General features: G+C 65.7%; 15 protein-coding genes and 1 pseudogene. 8 read left to right on the top strand and 8 right to left on the bottom strand.

Features of this window, described 5'->3' with window-relative positions:
* Positions 1-129: 129 nt before the first annotated feature.
* Together EDM04_RS19130 and EDM04_RS08330 are read left to right on the top strand one after the other, a co-directional pair.
* Entirely contained in the window at positions 130-4308 is a 4179-nt protein-coding gene (locus tag EDM04_RS19130) for an ATP-binding protein (protein ID WP_123621041.1), read from the top strand.
* Complete coding sequence (locus EDM04_RS08330) at positions 4309-5394, top strand: DNA topoisomerase IV subunit A (RefSeq protein WP_123621043.1); 1086 nt, start codon at positions 4309-4311, stop codon at positions 5392-5394.
* Between the two features lie 42 nt (positions 5395-5436).
* Here the strand turns inward: EDM04_RS08330 and EDM04_RS08335 are convergent, their stop codons facing one another.
* The gene (locus EDM04_RS08335; RefSeq protein ID WP_123621045.1) at positions 5437-5655 is read right to left on the bottom strand and encodes a hypothetical protein; all 219 of its coding nucleotides are present in this window, start codon (positions 5653-5655) and stop codon (positions 5437-5439) included.
* Between the two features lie 140 nt (positions 5656-5795).
* A complete protein-coding gene (locus EDM04_RS08340; protein ID WP_123621047.1) occupies positions 5796-6023 on the bottom strand; it encodes a CDGSH iron-sulfur domain-containing protein in 228 nt (75 codons plus the stop codon).
* A gap of 89 nt (positions 6024-6112) precedes the next feature.
* On the opposite strand from EDM04_RS08340, the gene msrB reads away from it, so the two are divergent.
* Positions 6113-6532: a peptide-methionine (R)-S-oxide reductase MsrB gene (gene msrB, locus EDM04_RS08345; RefSeq protein ID WP_123621049.1), complete on the top strand. Its 420-nt coding sequence runs from the start codon at positions 6113-6115 to the stop codon at positions 6530-6532.
* 24 nt (positions 6533-6556) lie between these two features.
* On the opposite strand, the gene EDM04_RS08350 is transcribed toward msrB, so the two are convergent.
* The 3 genes from EDM04_RS08350 to engB all read right to left on the bottom strand — a co-directional run bounded on the left by EDM04_RS08350 (position 6557) and on the right by engB (position 8912).
* Positions 6557-7711 (bottom strand): acyl-CoA dehydrogenase family protein, encoded by a 1155-nt coding sequence (locus tag EDM04_RS08350; protein WP_123621051.1) that lies wholly within the window; start codon positions 7709-7711, stop codon positions 6557-6559.
* A 149-nt stretch (positions 7712-7860) separates the two neighbouring features.
* Complete coding sequence (locus EDM04_RS08355; protein ID WP_123621053.1) at positions 7861-8229, bottom strand: hypothetical protein; 369 nt, start codon at positions 8227-8229, stop codon at positions 7861-7863.
* A 62-nt stretch (positions 8230-8291) separates the two neighbouring features.
* Entirely contained in the window at positions 8292-8912 is a 621-nt protein-coding gene (engB, locus tag EDM04_RS08360; RefSeq protein ID WP_123621055.1) for a GTP-binding protein EngB, read from the bottom strand.
* Between the two features lie 274 nt (positions 8913-9186).
* Between engB and EDM04_RS08365 the strand changes: the two are divergent.
* The 3 genes and pseudogenes from EDM04_RS08365 to EDM04_RS08375 form a co-directional block, all read left to right on the top strand.
* A pseudogene (locus EDM04_RS08365) lies at positions 9187-9786 on the top strand (Na+/H+ antiporter NhaC family protein); the annotation flags it as partial.
* Positions 9787-9923: 137 nt separating this feature from the next.
* Positions 9924-11204 carry an RNA-guided endonuclease TnpB family protein gene (locus EDM04_RS08370; RefSeq protein WP_123621057.1) on the top strand — a complete coding sequence of 427 codons (1281 nt, stop codon included), beginning with the start codon at positions 9924-9926 and terminating at the stop codon, positions 11202-11204.
* A 63-nt stretch (positions 11205-11267) separates the two neighbouring features.
* Positions 11268-12308: a Na+/H+ antiporter NhaC family protein gene (locus EDM04_RS08375; protein ID WP_241154874.1), complete on the top strand. Its 1041-nt coding sequence runs from the start codon at positions 11268-11270 to the stop codon at positions 12306-12308.
* 70 nt (positions 12309-12378) lie between these two features.
* Here the strand turns inward: EDM04_RS08375 and EDM04_RS08380 are convergent, their stop codons facing one another.
* Positions 12379-13089, bottom strand: a complete 711-nt coding sequence (locus EDM04_RS08380; RefSeq protein ID WP_123621059.1) for a DUF4013 domain-containing protein — start codon at positions 13087-13089, stop codon at positions 12379-12381.
* Positions 13090-13206: 117 nt separating this feature from the next.
* On the opposite strand from EDM04_RS08380, the gene EDM04_RS08385 reads away from it, so the two are divergent.
* Entirely contained in the window at positions 13207-13956 is a 750-nt protein-coding gene (locus EDM04_RS08385; RefSeq protein WP_123621061.1) for a 5-formyltetrahydrofolate cyclo-ligase, read from the top strand.
* Positions 13957-14049: 93 nt separating this feature from the next.
* Here the strand turns inward: EDM04_RS08385 and EDM04_RS08390 are convergent, their stop codons facing one another.
* Both EDM04_RS08390 and EDM04_RS08395 read right to left on the bottom strand, forming a co-directional pair.
* Positions 14050-14271, bottom strand: a complete 222-nt coding sequence (locus EDM04_RS08390) for a hypothetical protein (RefSeq protein ID WP_123621063.1) — start codon at positions 14269-14271, stop codon at positions 14050-14052.
* Between the two features lie 249 nt (positions 14272-14520).
* On the bottom strand, positions 14521-15615 hold the full coding sequence (locus EDM04_RS08395) for an archaeosine biosynthesis radical SAM protein RaSEA (protein WP_123621065.1): 1095 nt from the start codon (positions 15613-15615) through the stop codon (positions 14521-14523).
* Positions 15616-15832: 217 nt separating this feature from the next.
* Here EDM04_RS08395 and EDM04_RS08400 point away from each other — a divergent pair, with 217 nt between their 5' ends.
* The gene (locus EDM04_RS08400; protein ID WP_241154875.1) at positions 15833-17770 is read left to right on the top strand and encodes a bifunctional UDP-sugar hydrolase/5'-nucleotidase; all 1938 of its coding nucleotides are present in this window, start codon (positions 15833-15835) and stop codon (positions 17768-17770) included.
* Positions 17771-17781: the final 11 nt, after the last annotated feature.

A 17781-nucleotide genomic window follows, 5' to 3' on the forward strand; every position in this document is an offset into this window, starting at 1 on the left:
GGATCGGACTTGCCCGTTCGTGTGACACGTTCTCGATCAGGGCGACGAGACGGCGTCTGACGCCGAGATACACTTTCACCGCGCCGGCGGTGCGTTTTTAGGTGCCTCGGTGAAAGGGGAGGGTACCGAATGACGTCCTTCCAGTCGACGATCGGCGACGAGGAGGGGATCGCGGAGGAGCTGGCCGAGGGCCAGCGCGAGATCTCCATCGCCGAGTTCTTCGAGAAGAACAAACACATGCTCGGGTTCGACTCGGGCGCCCGCGGGCTCGTCACCGCCGTCAAGGAGGCGGTCGACAACGCCCTCGACGCGACCGAGGAGGCCGGCGTCCTCCCCGACATCTACATCGAGATCGAGGAGGTGGGCGACTACTACCGGCTCGTCATCGAGGACAACGGGCCGGGCATCACGAAAGAACAGCTCCCGAAGGTCTTCGGGAAACTCCTGTATGGGAGTCGTTTTCATGCCAGGGAGCAGTCGCTGACTCCGGACCAACAACTGCTCGTTAGACGGGACGGAAACGTCGAGTACATCCCGATCGGGGTACTCTGTGACGCGTACCTCCCGGAAGACGGTGACTCGACTGCCCCGATCCCCGACGCGATCGAAGTTCCGTCCTTCAATCGCGAGACGCAGGATATGAGCTGGCAGCCGATCACTCACGCGATTCGCCACGAGACAGACGAACGTACGTACGAGATAGAGACACATAAGGGGAGATCGGTTGAGGTCACCGGAAACCACAGCGTGTTCAGCGTCGATTCGAACGGGAATACACAGGAGGTGAAAGCCGGTGAACTTGAATCCGGAGATGCACTCCTCACGCCCCGCACGCTACCGTCGACCGATCGGACCGTCGAGGAGGTTAATCTGCTTGAACACGTCGACCGCGGAGAGTTTGCCGATCGGCGTGTCTACGTCTACGGTTTCGATCAAGAGACGCTCAAGGAACTCCAGACCGATGAGATAGTTCGCCGGAAGCCGTCAGACGAAAGCGACCGAAAGCGGAGTTACTACCGATACGACGGTGTCGAGATTCTGAAAGACAGCCTCGACCAGAACTACCTCCAGAAAGGGTACCTCCCAGCGGAGACGGTCTTGGAACTCGGTTGGGAAGAGAAGGCAGCCGATTGCGAGTTCAAGACGTACCGTGTCGGTGGCGACGAGACGATGCTTCCGGTGTCGCTACCGGTCGACGAGTCACTTGTCGAGATGCTGGCGTACTACGTGTCGGAGGGGCATGCGGGACCGCGACAGGTCGGATTCACGTTCGGAAGTCACGAGTCGGACCTGATCGAAGCGACGGAACAGGCGGTACAGACGATCGGTGGCGAAACGACGACGGTCAAACGAGAGCGCAACTCGACGCGCGTGAAAGCGTTCGGTTCGCCACTGGCGCTGTTCTTGAAGTCCGTCTGCGGCGATGCCGCCGCGAACAAGCGAGTTCCGGGCTTCGTATTCGACCTCGATCCCGACCTCCAGCGTCGGTTTATCGGAGCGCTCTACGAGGGAGATGGGTCCGATTCGCACCCGAGCAACGAGCTGTCCCACACGACGCGAAGCGAGACGCTGGCTCGCCAGGTCTCGACGCTGTGGAACATGCAGGGCGTTCTCGCGAGTACGGAGGTTTCGGAAGACAGCGACGGGTACGGTGACGGTGTCTCCACGAAGTATCGGACGAAGGTGTACGGGTCCGACATCGATACTGTCGACGCGCTCAAAAGCTCGGAATCACCGCGGACACAGCAGTACAAGCGAGTCCCGACCGCGCTACTTGACGAGGTTCGAGTCAGTGACGCCGACACCGAGACGGTTCCAGACACGATTCCCGGGTTGCTGATGGGTGCCGGGGTAGGATCGAAGCGCGAGCACGCAGAGACCTACGCCTCACTGATCGAACGCGCTCTGGACGGAGCGCAGATCGACGAGACGAGGTACGCACACAACTTACAGGAGTACGGGCTCCTCGATGACGCCGGCTTCGCGACAGACTCGCTCGAATCGCTCTGGGAAACGGTCACCAGCCTACACGGAATCACGGACACGGACATGTGTCTGCTCTCGGTGAAGAGCGTGACCGAAACCGAGCCGCCCGAACACGTGTACGACATCTCCGTTCCTGGCGAGTCCGGGGGAGACGAGAACTTCGTCGTCTCCAACGAGGGCGCACTGAGCGTCAAAAACAGTCGCGGTCAGCAGGGGATCGGCATCTCAGCGGCTGTACTGTACTCTCAGTTGACTTCCGGTCAGCCCGCGAAGATCACTTCGCGGCCGAAGGGGCAGTCGCGGGCGCAGTACTTCGAGCTCATCATCGACACCGACACGAATGAGCCGGAGATCAAGGCCGACGAGGAGACGACGTGGGACCGCCCCCACGGCACCCGCATCGAACTGGAGATGGAGGCGAACATGCGCGCCCGCAACCAGCTCCACGACTACGTGAAACACACCGCGGTCGTCAACCCCCACGCGCGGCTCGAACTGCGCGAGCCGGGGCTCGACGAGCCGATGAAGTTCGAGCGCGCGACCGACGAGCTGCCGGCGGAGACGAAGGAGATCCGCCCGCACCCCCACGGGGTCGAGCTCGGCGCGCTGATCAAGATGCTGGAGGCGACCGAGTCATACTCGGTGTCGGGGTTCCTCCAGGAGGAGTTCACGCGGGTCGGCAAGAAGACCGCGGACGGCGTGATCGACAACTTCCGCGACGTGTACTACGGCCGCGAGCTGGCCTGGTCGCCCCCGCGGACCCACGACGACCGCGACGTCGCGGCCGCCGTCGCCGACGCGGTCGCCAACAAGGGTAAAGACGCGACGACCGCCTTCTCCGAGGGCGTCGCCGAGACGGTCGCGAACAACGACCGCCTCTCCCGGTCCGAGCTCGCGACGATCGTCGACAACGTCGCGGAGACGGTCGAGGGCGACACGGGTAAGACGTTCGGCGGGACCGTCCGCGAGAACGCGGTCGACGCCGCGTGGCGGGCGATCACCGGTGCCGGCGGCGACGACGGAGCCGCCGGAGCGGGCGACGGCGGAGACTCCGACGACGGCGAGAGCGGCGCGATCGAGTCGCCGCTCGTCCCCGACGCCTACGCCCTCGTCGACGACGCCACCTCGACCCGGAAGGACGACGCCGCGGTGCGGGCGATGGCCGAGGCGCTCGCGCGCCGGTTCGAGAACATCGACGGCGACGCGTTCCGGATCACCCGCGACGACCTCGACCGCCTCGTCGCTGACGCGGCCTCGTTCGTCGCCGAGCAGCGCGACGCGACCTTCGGCGAGACCGCCCGCGAAAACGTCGTCGAGGCGTTCTGGTCGCGGGCGCGCACGGTCCCGGACGACCCGCCGAAGGTGACGGCGATCGCGGGGAGCCGCGACGCCGCGGCCGACTTACTCGACGCGATGCGGACGACGGACATCCTCGCGCCGCCGACCGACTGCCTCGCGCCGATCACGGCCGAGCTGGTCGAGGCCGGGCTGCGCAAGGAGTACGACGCCGACTTCTACGCGGCGGCGACCCGCGACGCGGAGGTCCACGGCGGCGACCCGTTCATCGTCGAGGCCGGCATCGCCTACGGCGGCGAGATCCCGGCGGAGGGGTCGGTGGAGCTCCTCCGGTTCGCGAACCGCGTCCCGCTGGTGTACCAGCGCGGCGCCTGCGCGACGACGGACGTGATCAAGAACATCGGCTGGCGCAACTACGGGCTCGACCAGCCCGGCGGGTCGGGGCTCCCCAACGGTCCGGCGGTCATCAGCATCCACGTCGCCTCCACGAACGTCCCGTTCACGAGCGAGTCGAAGGACGCGCTCGCGAACGTCCCCGCGATCGAAGACGAGATCGAACTCGCGGTGCGGGAGGCGGCCCGCGAGCTGAAGTCGTACCTCAACAAGCGGCGCTCGATGCAGCAGCGCCGGGAGAAACAGGACGTGCTCGGCAAGATCCTCCCGGAGATGGCCGACAAGGTCTCGGAGGTTACGGGCCGGTCCCGCCCCGACATCGACGGGGCTCTGGCGCGGATCATGAACAACGTCAGCGTCGAACGCGAGGTGACCGACGAGACGGTGACGCTCGTCGTCGAGAACCACTCGGACGTGAACGAACAGCTCGAGATCACGGACATCGTCTCGACGGAGCCGACGGACCTGTCCGACGGAACGGTGGTGGACATGGACGGCGAGTGGTTCGTCCAGTGGAAGCCCGAAGTCCCCTCGGGTGATGAACGGGAACTGACGTACGCGATCGAGGGCGACGCCGACTTCGAGGTCAGCGTCGGCGGCGTCGAGACCGAGAAACTCACGGTGAACGCTTAAATGACGACCGAAAGCGACGCACGAGACGAGCTGATCGACCTGGCGGCGGACTTCTACGACCAGTTCGCCGCCGGAGACATCCCGGAGATGACGCTTCCCACGCGGACGAAGAGCAACATCGAGTACGACACCGAAAGCGGCGTGTGGACCTACGGCGACCGCACGTCGACGCGCAGCGCCAACTCGGTTCGGGGCGCGCGGAAGCTGCTGAAGGCGGCGTACACGATCGAGTTCCTCGCGGACCAGCTCGACGAGGACCGCTCGTCGACCCTGCGTGAGCTGTACTACCTCTCGGAGTCGTGGGACAACGACGAGGCGCAGTTCTCCTCGCAAGACGAGTCGAACGACCTCGTGGAGGACTTGGAGATCGTCACGGGCGTCACCCGCGAGGACTTCCACATGCGTCCGGAGGAGTCGGGCGCGACCCTGATGGGACCCCTCCTCATCCGCGAGCAGACCCGCCGCGGGGAGCGGGAGATCCACTGTCAGGAGGACGTGGGCGCGGGCGGCTACCAGATCCCGAACAACCCGGACATGATCGACTTTCTCGACGACGACATCGACTTCGCGCTCGCCGTCGAGACCGGCGGGATGCGCGACCGGCTCGTCGAGAACGGGTTCGACGAGGCGTACAACTGCCTCGTCATCCACCTCAAGGGCCAGCCCGCGCGGGCGACCCGCCGGATCACCAAGCGCGTTCACGACGAGCTCGACGTGCCCATCGCCGTCTTCGCCGACGGCGACCCGTGGTCCTACCGGATCTACGGCTCCGTGGCGTACGGGTCGATCAAGTCCGCGCACCTCTCGAAGTACCTCGCGACGCCGGAGGCGCGGTTCGTGGGGATCCAGCCGGAGGACATCGTCGAGTACGACCTCCCGGCCGACCCGCTCGCCGACTCCGACGTGAACGCCCTCGAATCCGAACTGGAGGACCCGCGGTTCCAGACCGACTACTGGGAGGAACAGATCGAACTCCAGCTCGACATCGGCAAGAAGTCCGAACAGCAGTCGCTCGCGAGCCGCGGGCTCGACTTCGTCACGGACACGTACCTCCCCGAGCGGCTCGACGCGATGGGCGTGTTATAACGGGATCGCGTTCGCCTCGCTTCGCGGGAGTCGATGCCCGCGTCAATCGCTCCGTTCCAGGACTGCGCGAACGTGTTCGATCGCGTAGACGATGCGGAGGAGAAAGTAACTGAGTATCAGGGTAGACAACCCGATGAGGCTTACCGTGGTGCCGAGCGGCACGATAACCGCTATCGCGACCCATGCGGGGACGAGTAATGCGAGATGGACAGGTTTGAGATGAGGACCGTCACCGTCGTAGTTCACGCCATCCGAGTTCATGATTATTATCTAACTGGTGTGCGGTTACTACCTTTGGATTGCGCGGTACTGCCTCAACCGTCCAAGATTCGCGGAGAGACGAGTCGCTCGTATGAATTCGACTGCGGTGCTACGCTTCGAAAAGCGACCGTCCCGACCTCCTACCGGTTTTTATACTCGATCTCGCGGCGCTCGCCGTCGGCGTCGTCGTTTGGGTATTTATAAACGACGCCCTCTTCCTCGTCCGCCGTCGCGTTGTGCGAGCCGTCACAGAGCGGCTTGGTGTCCGACAGGCCGCACCGACAGACGTAGATCATCCCGTCGTCGCCCATGTCCGACTCGTCGAGCTTCGCCGGTCCGTTCGCCTCGTGCGTGATCTCGCGTGCCATGGTCGCGGATCGGCCGCGAGGACCAAACCCCTTGCGTCGGCCGGACCGACCGCCGCAACCCCCTTGCCCGTGGGGCGCCTACCGGAGGTATGAGCGAGACCGGAGCGGACGACGCGGCCGATCCGCGAGAACTGACCGACGAGGAGTGGCGCGAGCGGCTCTCCGAGGAGGAGTACCGCGTGCTCCGCGAGAGCGGCACGGAGGCGAAGTTCTCCGGCGAGTACGTCGACCATCACCCAGACGACGGGGAGTACCGCTGTCGGGCCTGCGGGACCGTCCTCTTCGAGGCCGAGACGAAGTACGAGTCCGGCTGCGGCTGGCCCGCCTTCTACGCCGCCGAGGAGGACTCCGTGACGACGACGGTCGATACGAGCCACGGAATGTCCCGCACCGAGGTCCGGTGTGCGAGCTGCGACTCGCACCTTGGTCACGTGTTCGACGACGGCCCCGAACCCACCGGCAAGCGGTTCTGTATCAACTCGGTCGCGATGGAGTACGACGGGGAGTAGTCTCTCCGACGACGGCTCCCGCTGTCACATCCCCTCGTCGAGCAGCTCGCGAGCGACGATGTTCTTCTGGATCTCCGTGGTCCCCTCGTAGATCTGGGTGATCTTCGCGTCGCGGTAGAGCCGTTCGACGTCGTGGTCGTTGACGAAGCCGGCCCCGCCGTGGACCTGGACCGCCTCGTCGGCCACGTCGACGGCGACCCGCGAGGCGAACTCCTTGGCCATCGACGCGAGCGCGGTGAGGTCGCCGGCCTCGTTGTCGACCGCCCACGCGGAGCGGTAGGTGAGCCAGCGCGCGGCCTCGGTGTCGGTGTGCATCTCCGCGAGCTTGTGTTTGATCGCCTGGAAGTCGCTGATCGGGCGGTCGAACTGCTCGCGCTCCTCGGCGTACTCCAAGGCGCGCTCGGCGGCGCCCCGGGCGATGCCGACCCCCTGCGCGGCGACCGCGGTGCGGGTCTCGTCGAAGAACTGCATGAGCTGGAGGAACCCCATCCCGCGCTGGCCGATCAGGTTCTCCTCGGGCACTCTGACGTCGTCGAATCGCAACTCGGCGGTGTCGCTCGCGCGAATTCCCAGCTTACCCGTGATCTTGTCGCGGGTGAGCCCGTCGCGGTCGCCCTCGACGAGGATCTGCGAGTAGCCGGAGTAGCGGTCGTCGATCTCCGGGTCTGTCTCGCAGACGACGACGAAGTAGTCGGCGACGGTGCCGTTCGTGATCCACATCTTCGAGCCGTTGATCACCCACTCGTCGTCGTCTTTGGTAGCTCGGGTGGCGACCGACGTCACGTCCGAGCCCGCCTGCGGCTCCGAGATGGCCGACCCCATCACCGCGTCGCCGGCGGTCACCTCGGGGAGGACGCGCTCCTTCTGGGCTTCGGTCCCGAACTCCATCAGCGCCTCGGCGCCGAAGCCGGCGCTGGAGACGCAGAGGCCGATGCCCGGGTCGGCCGCGAACAGCTCCTCGGTGAGGATCGCGTTCTCCAGCGAGGAGTAGCCGACGCCGCCGTACTCGACCGGGACGTGCGGCGCGAGCAGCCCCATGTCGGCGGCTTTCTCCATCACCTCGTGCGGGTACTCCTCCGCCACGTCGTACTCGGTCGCGACCGGCCGGATCTCCTCGTCGGCGAAGCGGCGGACCTCTTCCCGCAGCTGCTTCTGTTCGTCCGTGAGCTGGAACTCCATGTCAGTGTGTTCCACGGAGTTCATGATAATTATTCGCAAACATTGAGAAATTCGGACCGCGTTTATGATTTCTTAGATGGCAGTGTGACTGTAGATCATCGTCCGCGCAACCGTATCCAAAGCCGCTCTTTCAGGTTCGCTCAGTCGACTCACGCGGTCCGGTCGGCGTGTCGACGAGCCAGCAGGAACGCGGCGACCGCACAGACCGCGGCGAACGGGACCGCCGTGTCGACGCCGATGAACCCGCGAGCCGGCGGCACCGCGTACGAGACGGCGGCCGCGACGAGCAGGGCGTAGCCGAAGGCGGCGATCCCGAGCAGGGGCGGTCGAGCCCTCGGAAGACGCCAGAGACGGGTCCACGTCGCGAGTCCCGCCGCGGCGCCCGCGGCGAGTCCGACCGGGAGTCCGACGAGCGCCGAAAAGGCGATCTGCGCCGCGAGGAGTTCGGTGAGAAGCGCGGCGACGACGAGGAACGTCGTCAGCCCGACGCCGAGCGCCGCGACGGGGCGAGTGTTCATGCGCGTGACCTCGACGGGTGCCGACTTAAAAGGGCGTGCGGCCTCTCAGGAGCCGACGTCGCTTACGAGACGAACTTCAATAGGTCGTCGCGGTTGTGCTCGTGGAAGCGCGTCCGGAGGCACTCCTCCAGCGCCTCGATGTCACCCTTCTTCGCGCAGATCGGAGCGATCCGGTCGGACCACTGCTGCCACGGCGGGTACAGGCCGAGCCGATCGCAGATCGCGTCGAGCCGCTCGTCGAGGTCGTCGATCTTGTCGGTCTTGTTGACGGCGACGATGGGCTCGACGCCCACGTCCTCCAGGAAGCCGTACATCTCCACGTCGTGGGGAATGTTCCCGCGCTCGGCGTGGCGGTCGATGATGTCGACGGCGGCCTTCCCGTCCATCACGACGACGCCCGCGAGGATCGAGTCGGCGTTCTCCTCCAGATAGTGAACGATGTTCGTCTTGATCGCCTCGCGGTGCTCCTCCTCGACGCCGGACATGAACCCGAAGCCGGGCAGGTCCGTGAACATGAAACTCTCGCTGGCCCAGTCGAAGTGGTTCGGCTGGCGGGTCACGCCCGGCTTGCCGCCGGTCGAGAAGTCGTGGCCCGTCAGCTCGCGCATCAGCGTGGACTTGCCGACGTTCGAGCGCCCCACGAGGACGACCTCGGCGTCGCGGTCCGGCCGGTCTTCGAACATACCCGTACGTGGCGGTTGAACGGTTTAAAAGACGCGTCGTCGCGTTCTCGACCGTTCCGCCGAGCGAGACGCGTATCTGCCGGAAAATGACTCTTTAACTATATGTCTCAAGAAATCCGATTAAATATCAAAAGTAACATCATATTTATATACGATGGTGGGGTGTGGGTCATCGTATCATGGTTGTCCCGACGAGGGCTCGTGACGGTCGAATCGGATGGCCGAGGCCGACGAATCCACGTGTCGACGCCCCGGACCACTCGAGGGGAGACGCATGACGGGCGCCGAGACGTTCGGCGCCGTCTCGCTGGTTCCCCCGCTCCTGGCGATCGTGCTCGCGATCGCGACGCGGAAACCGATCCTCTCGCTGTTCCTCGGGATCTGGTCCGGCGGCGTGATCTTCACGACGAGTCACGGCGTGGCACAGACGCTGAGCTGGCTCGTCTCCTCGATCGGCGAGAGCGCGTTCAACGCGAAGATCATGCTGATCGTGTTGTTCCTCGGCGCCGGCGTCGCCCTCGTCTGGCGGCTCGGCGGAGCGAACGCCATCGCCGACACCGTGACCGCCAGCCTCGACACCCAACGGAAGGTCGGCGGGGCGACGTGGCTCTTCGGCATGCTGTGGTTCTTCGACGACTACTCCAACACGGCGATCGTCGGCACGACGATGCGAGAGATATCCGACGAGGTGCGGATCTCTCGCGAGAAACTGGCGTACATCATCGACTCGACGGCCGCCCCCGTCGCGACGTTCGGCATCTCGAGTTGGGTCGCGTACCAACTGAGCATGATCCGAGAGGGGTACAGCGCCATCGGCGTCGACCCCGAGGGCGGCGAGGTCCCCACCGCGTTCGCGCTGTTCTTACGGAGAATCGAGGAGAAAGCCTCGCGCTTTAGCGCGGGGATGAATCCGACACTACCCTTCGCAGTCCACCGTTCGGATGGCACGGCTGGATATTCCACGCTGCGCCAATACGTACTTTCAAGTAATTTTATCTACATAGGTTACGTATGGCGAAACAGGTCGTTACTCGCACCTACGCTGCTTCCATACGGAATCAGTCACGGGTGTCGGACGACCTTGATTCGCTCGGGTTCGCAGCCAGTAAGCTCTGGAACGTTGGACGGTGGACGTGTAGTCGGATCTGGGATGAAATCGGCCACATCCCGAACCATAACGAACTCACCACGTACCTGAAGTCACACGAACGCTACGATGACCTCCATTCTCAGTCAAGTCAGCGAGTCCTTCAAGAACTCGCTGAGGCGTTCAACGGCTGGTACGGCAAGCGACGCAACGGAGACACGAAAGCGAACCCGCCCGGCTACCGCAAACACGGCGACGAACACCCGCGTTCGACGGTGACGTTCAAAACCGCTGGATTCAAACTYGACACTCAGTACGACCGAGTCCGACTCTCAAAAGGCTCGAACCTCAAGGAGTACTGGTCGGACTTCGTCCTGTGTAAGTACCAGACCCGCCCCGACGTTGACCTTTCCACCGTGGAGAACGTTCAACAAGTCAAGATTGTCTGGACGGGCGACGAGTGGGAACTACAATTTGTCTGTAAGGTCGAAATCGACGTAGATGAAGCCCCGGGTGAGAAAACCGTGGGTGTTGATCTCGGTATCAACAACTTCGCTGCGCTCGCTTATGAAGACGGTCACAGCGAGCTATACCCGCTGAAYTGCTTGAAACAGGACGACTACTACTTCAGCAAGCGAATCGCTCGGTGTGACGATTCGAACTCCGAGCAGGCCACGCGGCTAAACCAGAAGAAGTCAGCTCGCCGTACTCACTACTTCCACACGCTCTCAAAACACATCGTCCAGCGGTGTGTTGACGAAGAAGTTGGAACGATCGTGGTGGGTGATCTCTCCGGCATCCGTGAGGATGAGGAGAACGGCGAGTCAAAGGATTGGGGTAGACACGGGAATCTCGACCTGCACTCGTGGGCGTTCGACCGCTTCACCGATCTCCTCGAGTACAAGGCGGAGATGGAAGGTATCACGGTTGAACACGTGTCTGAGCGGGATACSTCRAAGTCGTGCTCGTGCTGTGGTCGAAAGCGTGACGCGAACCGTGTTGAACGCGGGCTGTATGTGTGTGATGAGTGCGGGACGACGGCGAACGCGGATGTGAACGGTGCTGAGAACATTCGGCAGAAAGTATCTCCGAGTTCACCGAATCTCTCGGTGAATAGGAGTAACGGCTGGTTGGCACAGCCATCGACGTTCCTGTTTGACACAGAAACTGGCGCGTTCGCGCCTCAAGAACAGGTAACGTCGTAAACCACAATATCCCAACCCAGCGGTGCAGCGCCGTGGGAATCCTCGCGCTTCAGCGCGGGGAGGATGTCAAAGAGCATCCCGTTTAACATGTACTGCCTGCTCGCGGTCGTGATGGTCGGGATCATCGTGCTCTCCCGGCGCGACTTCGGCGAGATGCTCGACGCCGAGCACCGCTCGGCGACGGAGGGGAAGCTCCTGCGGGACGGGGCGATCCCGATGCAGAGCGCCGAAGACAGCCTCGGGGAGGTGCTCACCGACTCGCCGAAGCTCCGGTACTTCGCCGTTCCCACCCTCTCGATGGTGGCGGTCGTGGTCGGCGGCGCGGCCTATACGGGACTCGAGGCCTCGGATCCCGGCGCGTCGGCGTTCGACATCGCCGGTAACGCAGCGTTCGTCGACGCGCTCCTGTGGGGAGCGTTCGCGCTGGTCGCCGTCGCGCTCGTCATGGGCGTCGGGAGCGGTCTCGCCAGCCTCGACGAGGCGATGGACACCGTGATCGACGGCTTCGGAATGGTGCTGACCGCGCTCACGATCCTCGTGATGGCGTGGACGATCGGCTCCGTCACCACCGCGCTCGGCACGGGTATCTACGTCACGAACGTCGCGGAGACCTTCGTGTCGCCGACGCTGCTCCCGGTCGTCGTGCTGGCGGCGTCCGCGCTCATCGCGTTCTCGACGGGCACCTCCTGGGGGACGATGGCAATCGTCACGCCGATCGCGGTCCCGCTGGCGTGGAGCGTCGGCGGGGGGACGCCGGCGCTGCTCCCCGTCGCGATCGGGACCGTGTTCAGCGGCGCCATCTTCGGGGACCACTGCTCGCCCATCTCCGACACGACGATCCTCTCGTCGACGTTCACCGGCGCCGACCACATCGATCACGTCCGCACCCAGATGTACTACGCCACGACGGTGCTGGTCGTCGCCGCCCTGCTGTTGACGGTGTGGGGCGCCACCCGGATCACGCCGCTGGTGCTTCTCCCGATCGGCGTGGCGACGCTCGGCGGTCTGGTGTACGCGCTCTCGGAGTTCGACGCGAACCGGAAGGGCGTGGCGGCGACCCGCACGGTTCGAGCCGGAAAACGGTCGGTCAGCGGCGACGACTGATCGTTCAAAAGACGTCGTGAATCGGTCGCAGCGACGGTCGGCTCGGCGCCGGTCCGTCTCGAACGCCCGTTCAGACCGCCGCGCCGAGGTCGTCGACGCCGCCGGCGCCGCCGATCCCACCCGCGTCGATCCGGTCGTTGACGCTCGCGAACGCGGAGCCGAACATCCGGAACACCGCGACCTGCCCGTAGAACTGGACGAAGGGAACGAGCAGGAGGCCGACGACCGTCGCCGCGAGCACCGCCGTGACGACCCACGTGATCACCGCCACGACGATGGGCATCAGCACGGCGACGAGGTACTCGGTGCTGAGAAGCGCCGGCTTCAGCAGGCCGACGTCGAAGGCGGCGCTCAGCTCCCCGCGGGCCGCGTACGCCGACAGCGCGGCCGGAACGGCGTAGTAGACGAGGAACAGCACCGGGACGAACGCCAGCGCCAACAGCACGCCGACGACGCCGATGAGCGCGCCCGCGTCGCCCCCGACCGCGCCGCTCGTACCGGCGACGACCGCGACGACGACGGCGTACAGGACCACCGGGATCACCGTGTACGCGATCGTGATGACCGTCCCGATAACGCCCTTCATCAGGAGGTCGCCCCAGTCGGTGAACTCCGGCGGCACGTCCTCGCCGCCGACCGTCTGTTCGAGCACCCGAACGAGGTACCCGACGATGACGAACGCCGGGAGGAGGAGCACCGAGAGGAATCCCAGTATCCCACCGATGATGATTCGACCGATCCAGTCGCCGCGAATCGGATACGAGAGTCCGTCTTCGAGCATGGATTACCTCACACGAATCTGATGTATAAACACTCCGGTAATTCACCAATTGTCGTATGTGGGCGGGATCGAGACCGGGGACGGGGGATACTTGCCGCCGGGCTTCCTCTTTCGACCATGGACAAGCAGGCCGTCCGCGAAGCCGTCTGGGACGCCTTCGAGGAGCGCGGCGAAGCCCGGTTCCCGTTCCCGCCCCACGACCGGATCCCGAACTTCGCCGGCGCCGACGAGGCGGCGGATCGGCTGACCGACACCGACGCGTGGGACGCGGCGGCGACGCTGAAGTGCAACCCGGACGCGCCGCAGCTCCCCGTTCGACGCGCCGCGCTCCGGGCCGGGAAGACGGTGTACGTCGCGCAGCCGCGGCTCCGCGATCCGGACCCGTTCCTCCGGCTCGACCCGGCCGAGATCGCTCCCGAAGAGATCGGCGACGCCACCACGGTCTCGGGCATCTCCGAGTACGGCGTTCCGACCGCGCCGGAGGACGTGTCTCGCGTCGACCTGATCGTCGCCGGCTCGGTGGGCGTCACGACCGACGGCGCCCGGATCGGGAAAGGGGAAGGGTACAGCGACTTGGAGTGGGGGACGCTCCGGGAGCTCGATGCGGTCACTGATGCGACCACAGTCGCGACCACCGTCCACGAGCTGTCGGTCCTCGACGGCACCGAGTCGCCGATCGCGGATCCCGCCGAACTCCCGGCGCCCGACGCGCACGACGTGCCGCTGGATCTGGTTGTGACTCCGGAGCGAACGGTCCGCACCGAGACGCCCCACGCGCGCCCCGAGGGGATCGACTGGGACGCGCTCGACGACGAGCGACTGGACGCGATTCCGGTGTTGGCCGAGCGCGCGCCGGGAAGGACGTGAGGAGCGACGCGGAGATGAGAGACGGGTTGGAAGGTGTGAGAGACGAGGTGGAGGGAGTGAGGGCGAGTGGCGTTCGACCGATCGATACCGTCCTCAGTCCGCCCGCGGCGCCGGGGCCGACCGCTCCGTCCGGTGGTCGGCGACGTGACCGCACTCCGGGCACACGATGGTGCGCTCGTCGCCGTCGCTGACGACGAGCCACCCCTCGGAGACGGGGCTCTCGAAGTTGCACTCCGCACAGAAGAGAACGGACTTCCCGCGGAGGGGCCGGGAACTGCTGGCGTCTGACTGGGAACTGCTGGCGTCTGCGTTCATACATACTCTCAGTATCCGGAGCTATAAGGGTCTTTTTCGACCTGATCGATCGGTATGGTCCGCGTTCACACGCGAATACCGTTTAGAAATGCGCACAAAACAGATCAGACGTTTCAGAATATCGAATCTACCTGATCGCAACCGGTCTCGATCGCTCCGGTTTCGGACGGAGAGACGGAAGCCGCCGGGTGAAGGACGGAAGACGGGGGTCTCGAGCGGCAGACGAGAACCGAGAACCGAACGACGGGGCTACCGCGCAAGTGGCATGTTGTAGCTCGTCTCCTCCGCCATCACGAGCTCCCACGTCGCCTCGCACTCGCAGGACACCTGCTCGAAGACGCTCGGGTCCTGCCGCTTGTCGAAGTCCTTGATCGCGGTCTGGACGCGGTCGTCGCACTCGCCGCAGTTGTGCGCGCCGCGGTCGGAACCGTGCCCGACCGGGTCGGAGACGACGATGGCGTCGACGTCGGCGGTCTCCTCGAGGATGTGCGCGACCGACCAGAGCCACGGCGGGCGGTACCCCCCCTCGAAGAACAGCTCGTCGACCATCGTGTAGCGCTGGACGTTCGTCGGGTTCATCGAGACGGTGTGGCATCCGTCCACGTCGGCGCAGCGCCGGATGGAGTCGATCATGTCGGCGGCGGCCTCCGGCTCCGCGAGGAAGGGCGGCTTCATCAGGAGGTACGCCTTGATCCCCACGTCGGCGTCGAACTCCTCGTCGGCCGCGGCCGCCTCCGCACAGGCGTCCTCGAAGTCGGCGAAGTCGAAGTACTTGTTCACGCAGTCGTGGCGGACGCGGTCGGTCGCGGTCTCTAACCCGACCGCCACGTCGGTCGCGATGCCGTGGTCCGCGAAGTCGCCGATCTTCTCCCGGCTCACGAAGTCCGGCAGCGACTCGACGACGATCCGGTCGCGGTCAGCGAACGTCTCGGCGATGGCCCGCCGGGTCTCCGCGGGGACCTCGCGCTCGTCGAGGAAGGATCCGGAGGTGTAGATCTTGATCAGCTCGGCGGGGGCGTCCGCCTCCTCGCGCTCGTGGTCGAGGCACACCTCGATCTGGTTCATCAAGGCCTCGTGCCTCACGCTGCCGCCCTCCACTGATTCCGCGACGTAGCCGCACATGGTGCAGCCGCCGGCGCGGGCCCAGCGGCACCCGCCGGTGTTCAGGATGATCGTGAGGGAGTTCACGACCCCGTCGGGCGTGTTGTCCTCGTCGATCCACACGCGGGTGGGCTGGGTCGGGTCGTACGTCTCCGAGCGCTCGGCGCGGATGTCGCGCATCACGGCGTTGTGCGCGTCCATCCCGCGCCCCTGCTCGTACGCGTCGGGGCTCGGCTTACTCATTACCGGAGGAAGCGGGCGAGCGCGTAAAGCCGTGTCGTCATCGCGGACCCCGACTCCCTATCGCGGATCCCGAGTCGTCATCGCGGACCCCCGATCCGGGCGCCGGCCGCGCCGCGAGCGACTTCTCGGAAATGACCCGACGGCGGGGGAGCGCTCGTGAGACCTATATTACAACCTATAGAAAGATTTTATAACTGTCACTAGGAGGAACACAACGATGTCACGGGACCGAAACTACGGACGGCGTGACGTGCTTCGCGCGGGTGGAATCGCTCTCGGCGGATCGCTCCTCTCCGGGTCGGCGGTGGGCGCCGACGGCGACGGGTCGACGACGCTGACGGTGCTGTCGTACAACGACGTGCAGACGGCGGCCGCGGAGGACGGGAACTTCCCGCGGCTGGTGACGCTCATCGAGGAGCAGCGGGCGGCCGCGGACGGGCCGGTCGTCGTGGTCGGGGGCGGCGACCAGGTGGGGCCGCACGCGCTCGGCGCCGTCTCGCAGTGGCGGGCGCCGGTCGAGGTGCTCAACGGCGTCGAGCCGGACGCCGACGTGATCGGAAACCACGAGTTCGACTACGGCCTCGACGGCGTCTCGGGCGTCACCGGCGACTCCGGGTTCCCGTGGCTGGCCACGAACCTCGTGGACAGCGACACCGGCGAGGCGTTCGACGGGACGGAGTCTTCCAAAATCGTCGAGCGAGGCGGCGTCAGCGTCGGCATCATCGGTCTGATCGACGAGGGGGCCACGTACGGTAAGACGAACATCGACTTCGAGGATCGCGGGCTCACCGTCGAGGACTTCACCGAGACGGGTCCGGCCGAGGCGAAGCGGCTCAGAGAGGAGGAGGACGTGGACGTCGTCGTCGCGCTCGCGCACACGGGCGTCCCGGACGCCGAGGCGCTCGCCGAGGCCGACGGGGACGACGACATCGACGTGGTCGTCGTCGGCGACGACGAGCTCGTGTATCCGCCCGCCGAGACGAGCGGGACGGTCGTCACCGAAGCCCAGGCCCGGGCGAACTATCTCGGAAAGATCGAACTGACGGTCGAGGACGGCGCGGTCACCTCGTGGGACGGCGAGCTGATCGAGGTCACGGACGACGTGGAGAAGGACCCAGACGCCTCTCAGATCATCAACGACTACCGCGCGGAGGCGAAGCTCGACACGGTCGTCGCGGAGACGGAAACGCCGCTCGACGCCACGTTCTCGTCGAACTACCACCGCGAGACCAACTACGGCAACCTGCTCACCGACGCGATGCGCGAGCGCGTCGACGCGGACGTCGCGATCACGAACGCCGGCGGGATCCGGTCGGACTCGGTGTACGGCCCCGGTGAGATCACCGGCGGGGACGTGTTCAACACCCTCCCGTTCGCCAACACGCTCCGCAAGCTGGAGCTCACGGGCGAGGAGCTCGTGGCGGCGCTGGAGAGCCAGATCGTCACGCTGGAGAGCGAGACCGGTCGGGAGTTCGGCGAGGAGGTCTCCCAACAGGTCAGCGGCGTGCGCTTCGAGTGGGTCCCCCACGACGACGCGGACCAGCTGGTTCGCGACGTGCGCGTCGGCGGCGAGCCGCTCGACCCCGACGGGACCTACGAGGTGGCCGTCAACAGCTTCATCGCCGAGGGCGGGAGCGGCTTCCCGCTCGAGGGCAAGCCCGTGCTCGCGGAGACGGGCGAGCTGCTCGCGACGACGGTCATCGAGTACCTCGACGAGCGGGACGTCGTCGCGCCCGTCGTCGAGGGGCGGATGCAGCGGGTCGACCGCGACCTGTCCGACGCGTCGATTACGGTCGACGGGCGCGGGAAGGCGGTCGCCCGGTTCGACGCCCCCGACGACGTCGAGTCGGTCGCCGAGGACACCGTTTCCGTGTGGTCGCCCGACGGCGACGAGCTCGCGGCCGAGAAGGCCGTCTTCGACGAGGAGGACCGGACGCTGGTCGTCCGCGTCGACGACGGCGCCCTCGCGGAGCTGCTGGGGGACGCCGACGACGGGGACGAGGTCCCGCTCGAGCTCTACGCGGAGTACGAGTCGAGCGAGTTCGACCACCCGTACTTCGAGCGCTCGCGGCTGAACGCCGCCGTCCGGGCCGTCATCGAGAAGCGGGGGCGCGGTCGCGGCCGCGGCCGGGGGAACAACCTCGCGGCGCGCTGACGGGGGTCGGC

The organism is Halorubrum sp. CSM-61 (genome assembly GCF_003781945.1).
Classification (GTDB): Archaea; Halobacteriota; Halobacteria; order Halobacteriales; family Haloferacaceae; genus Halorubrum.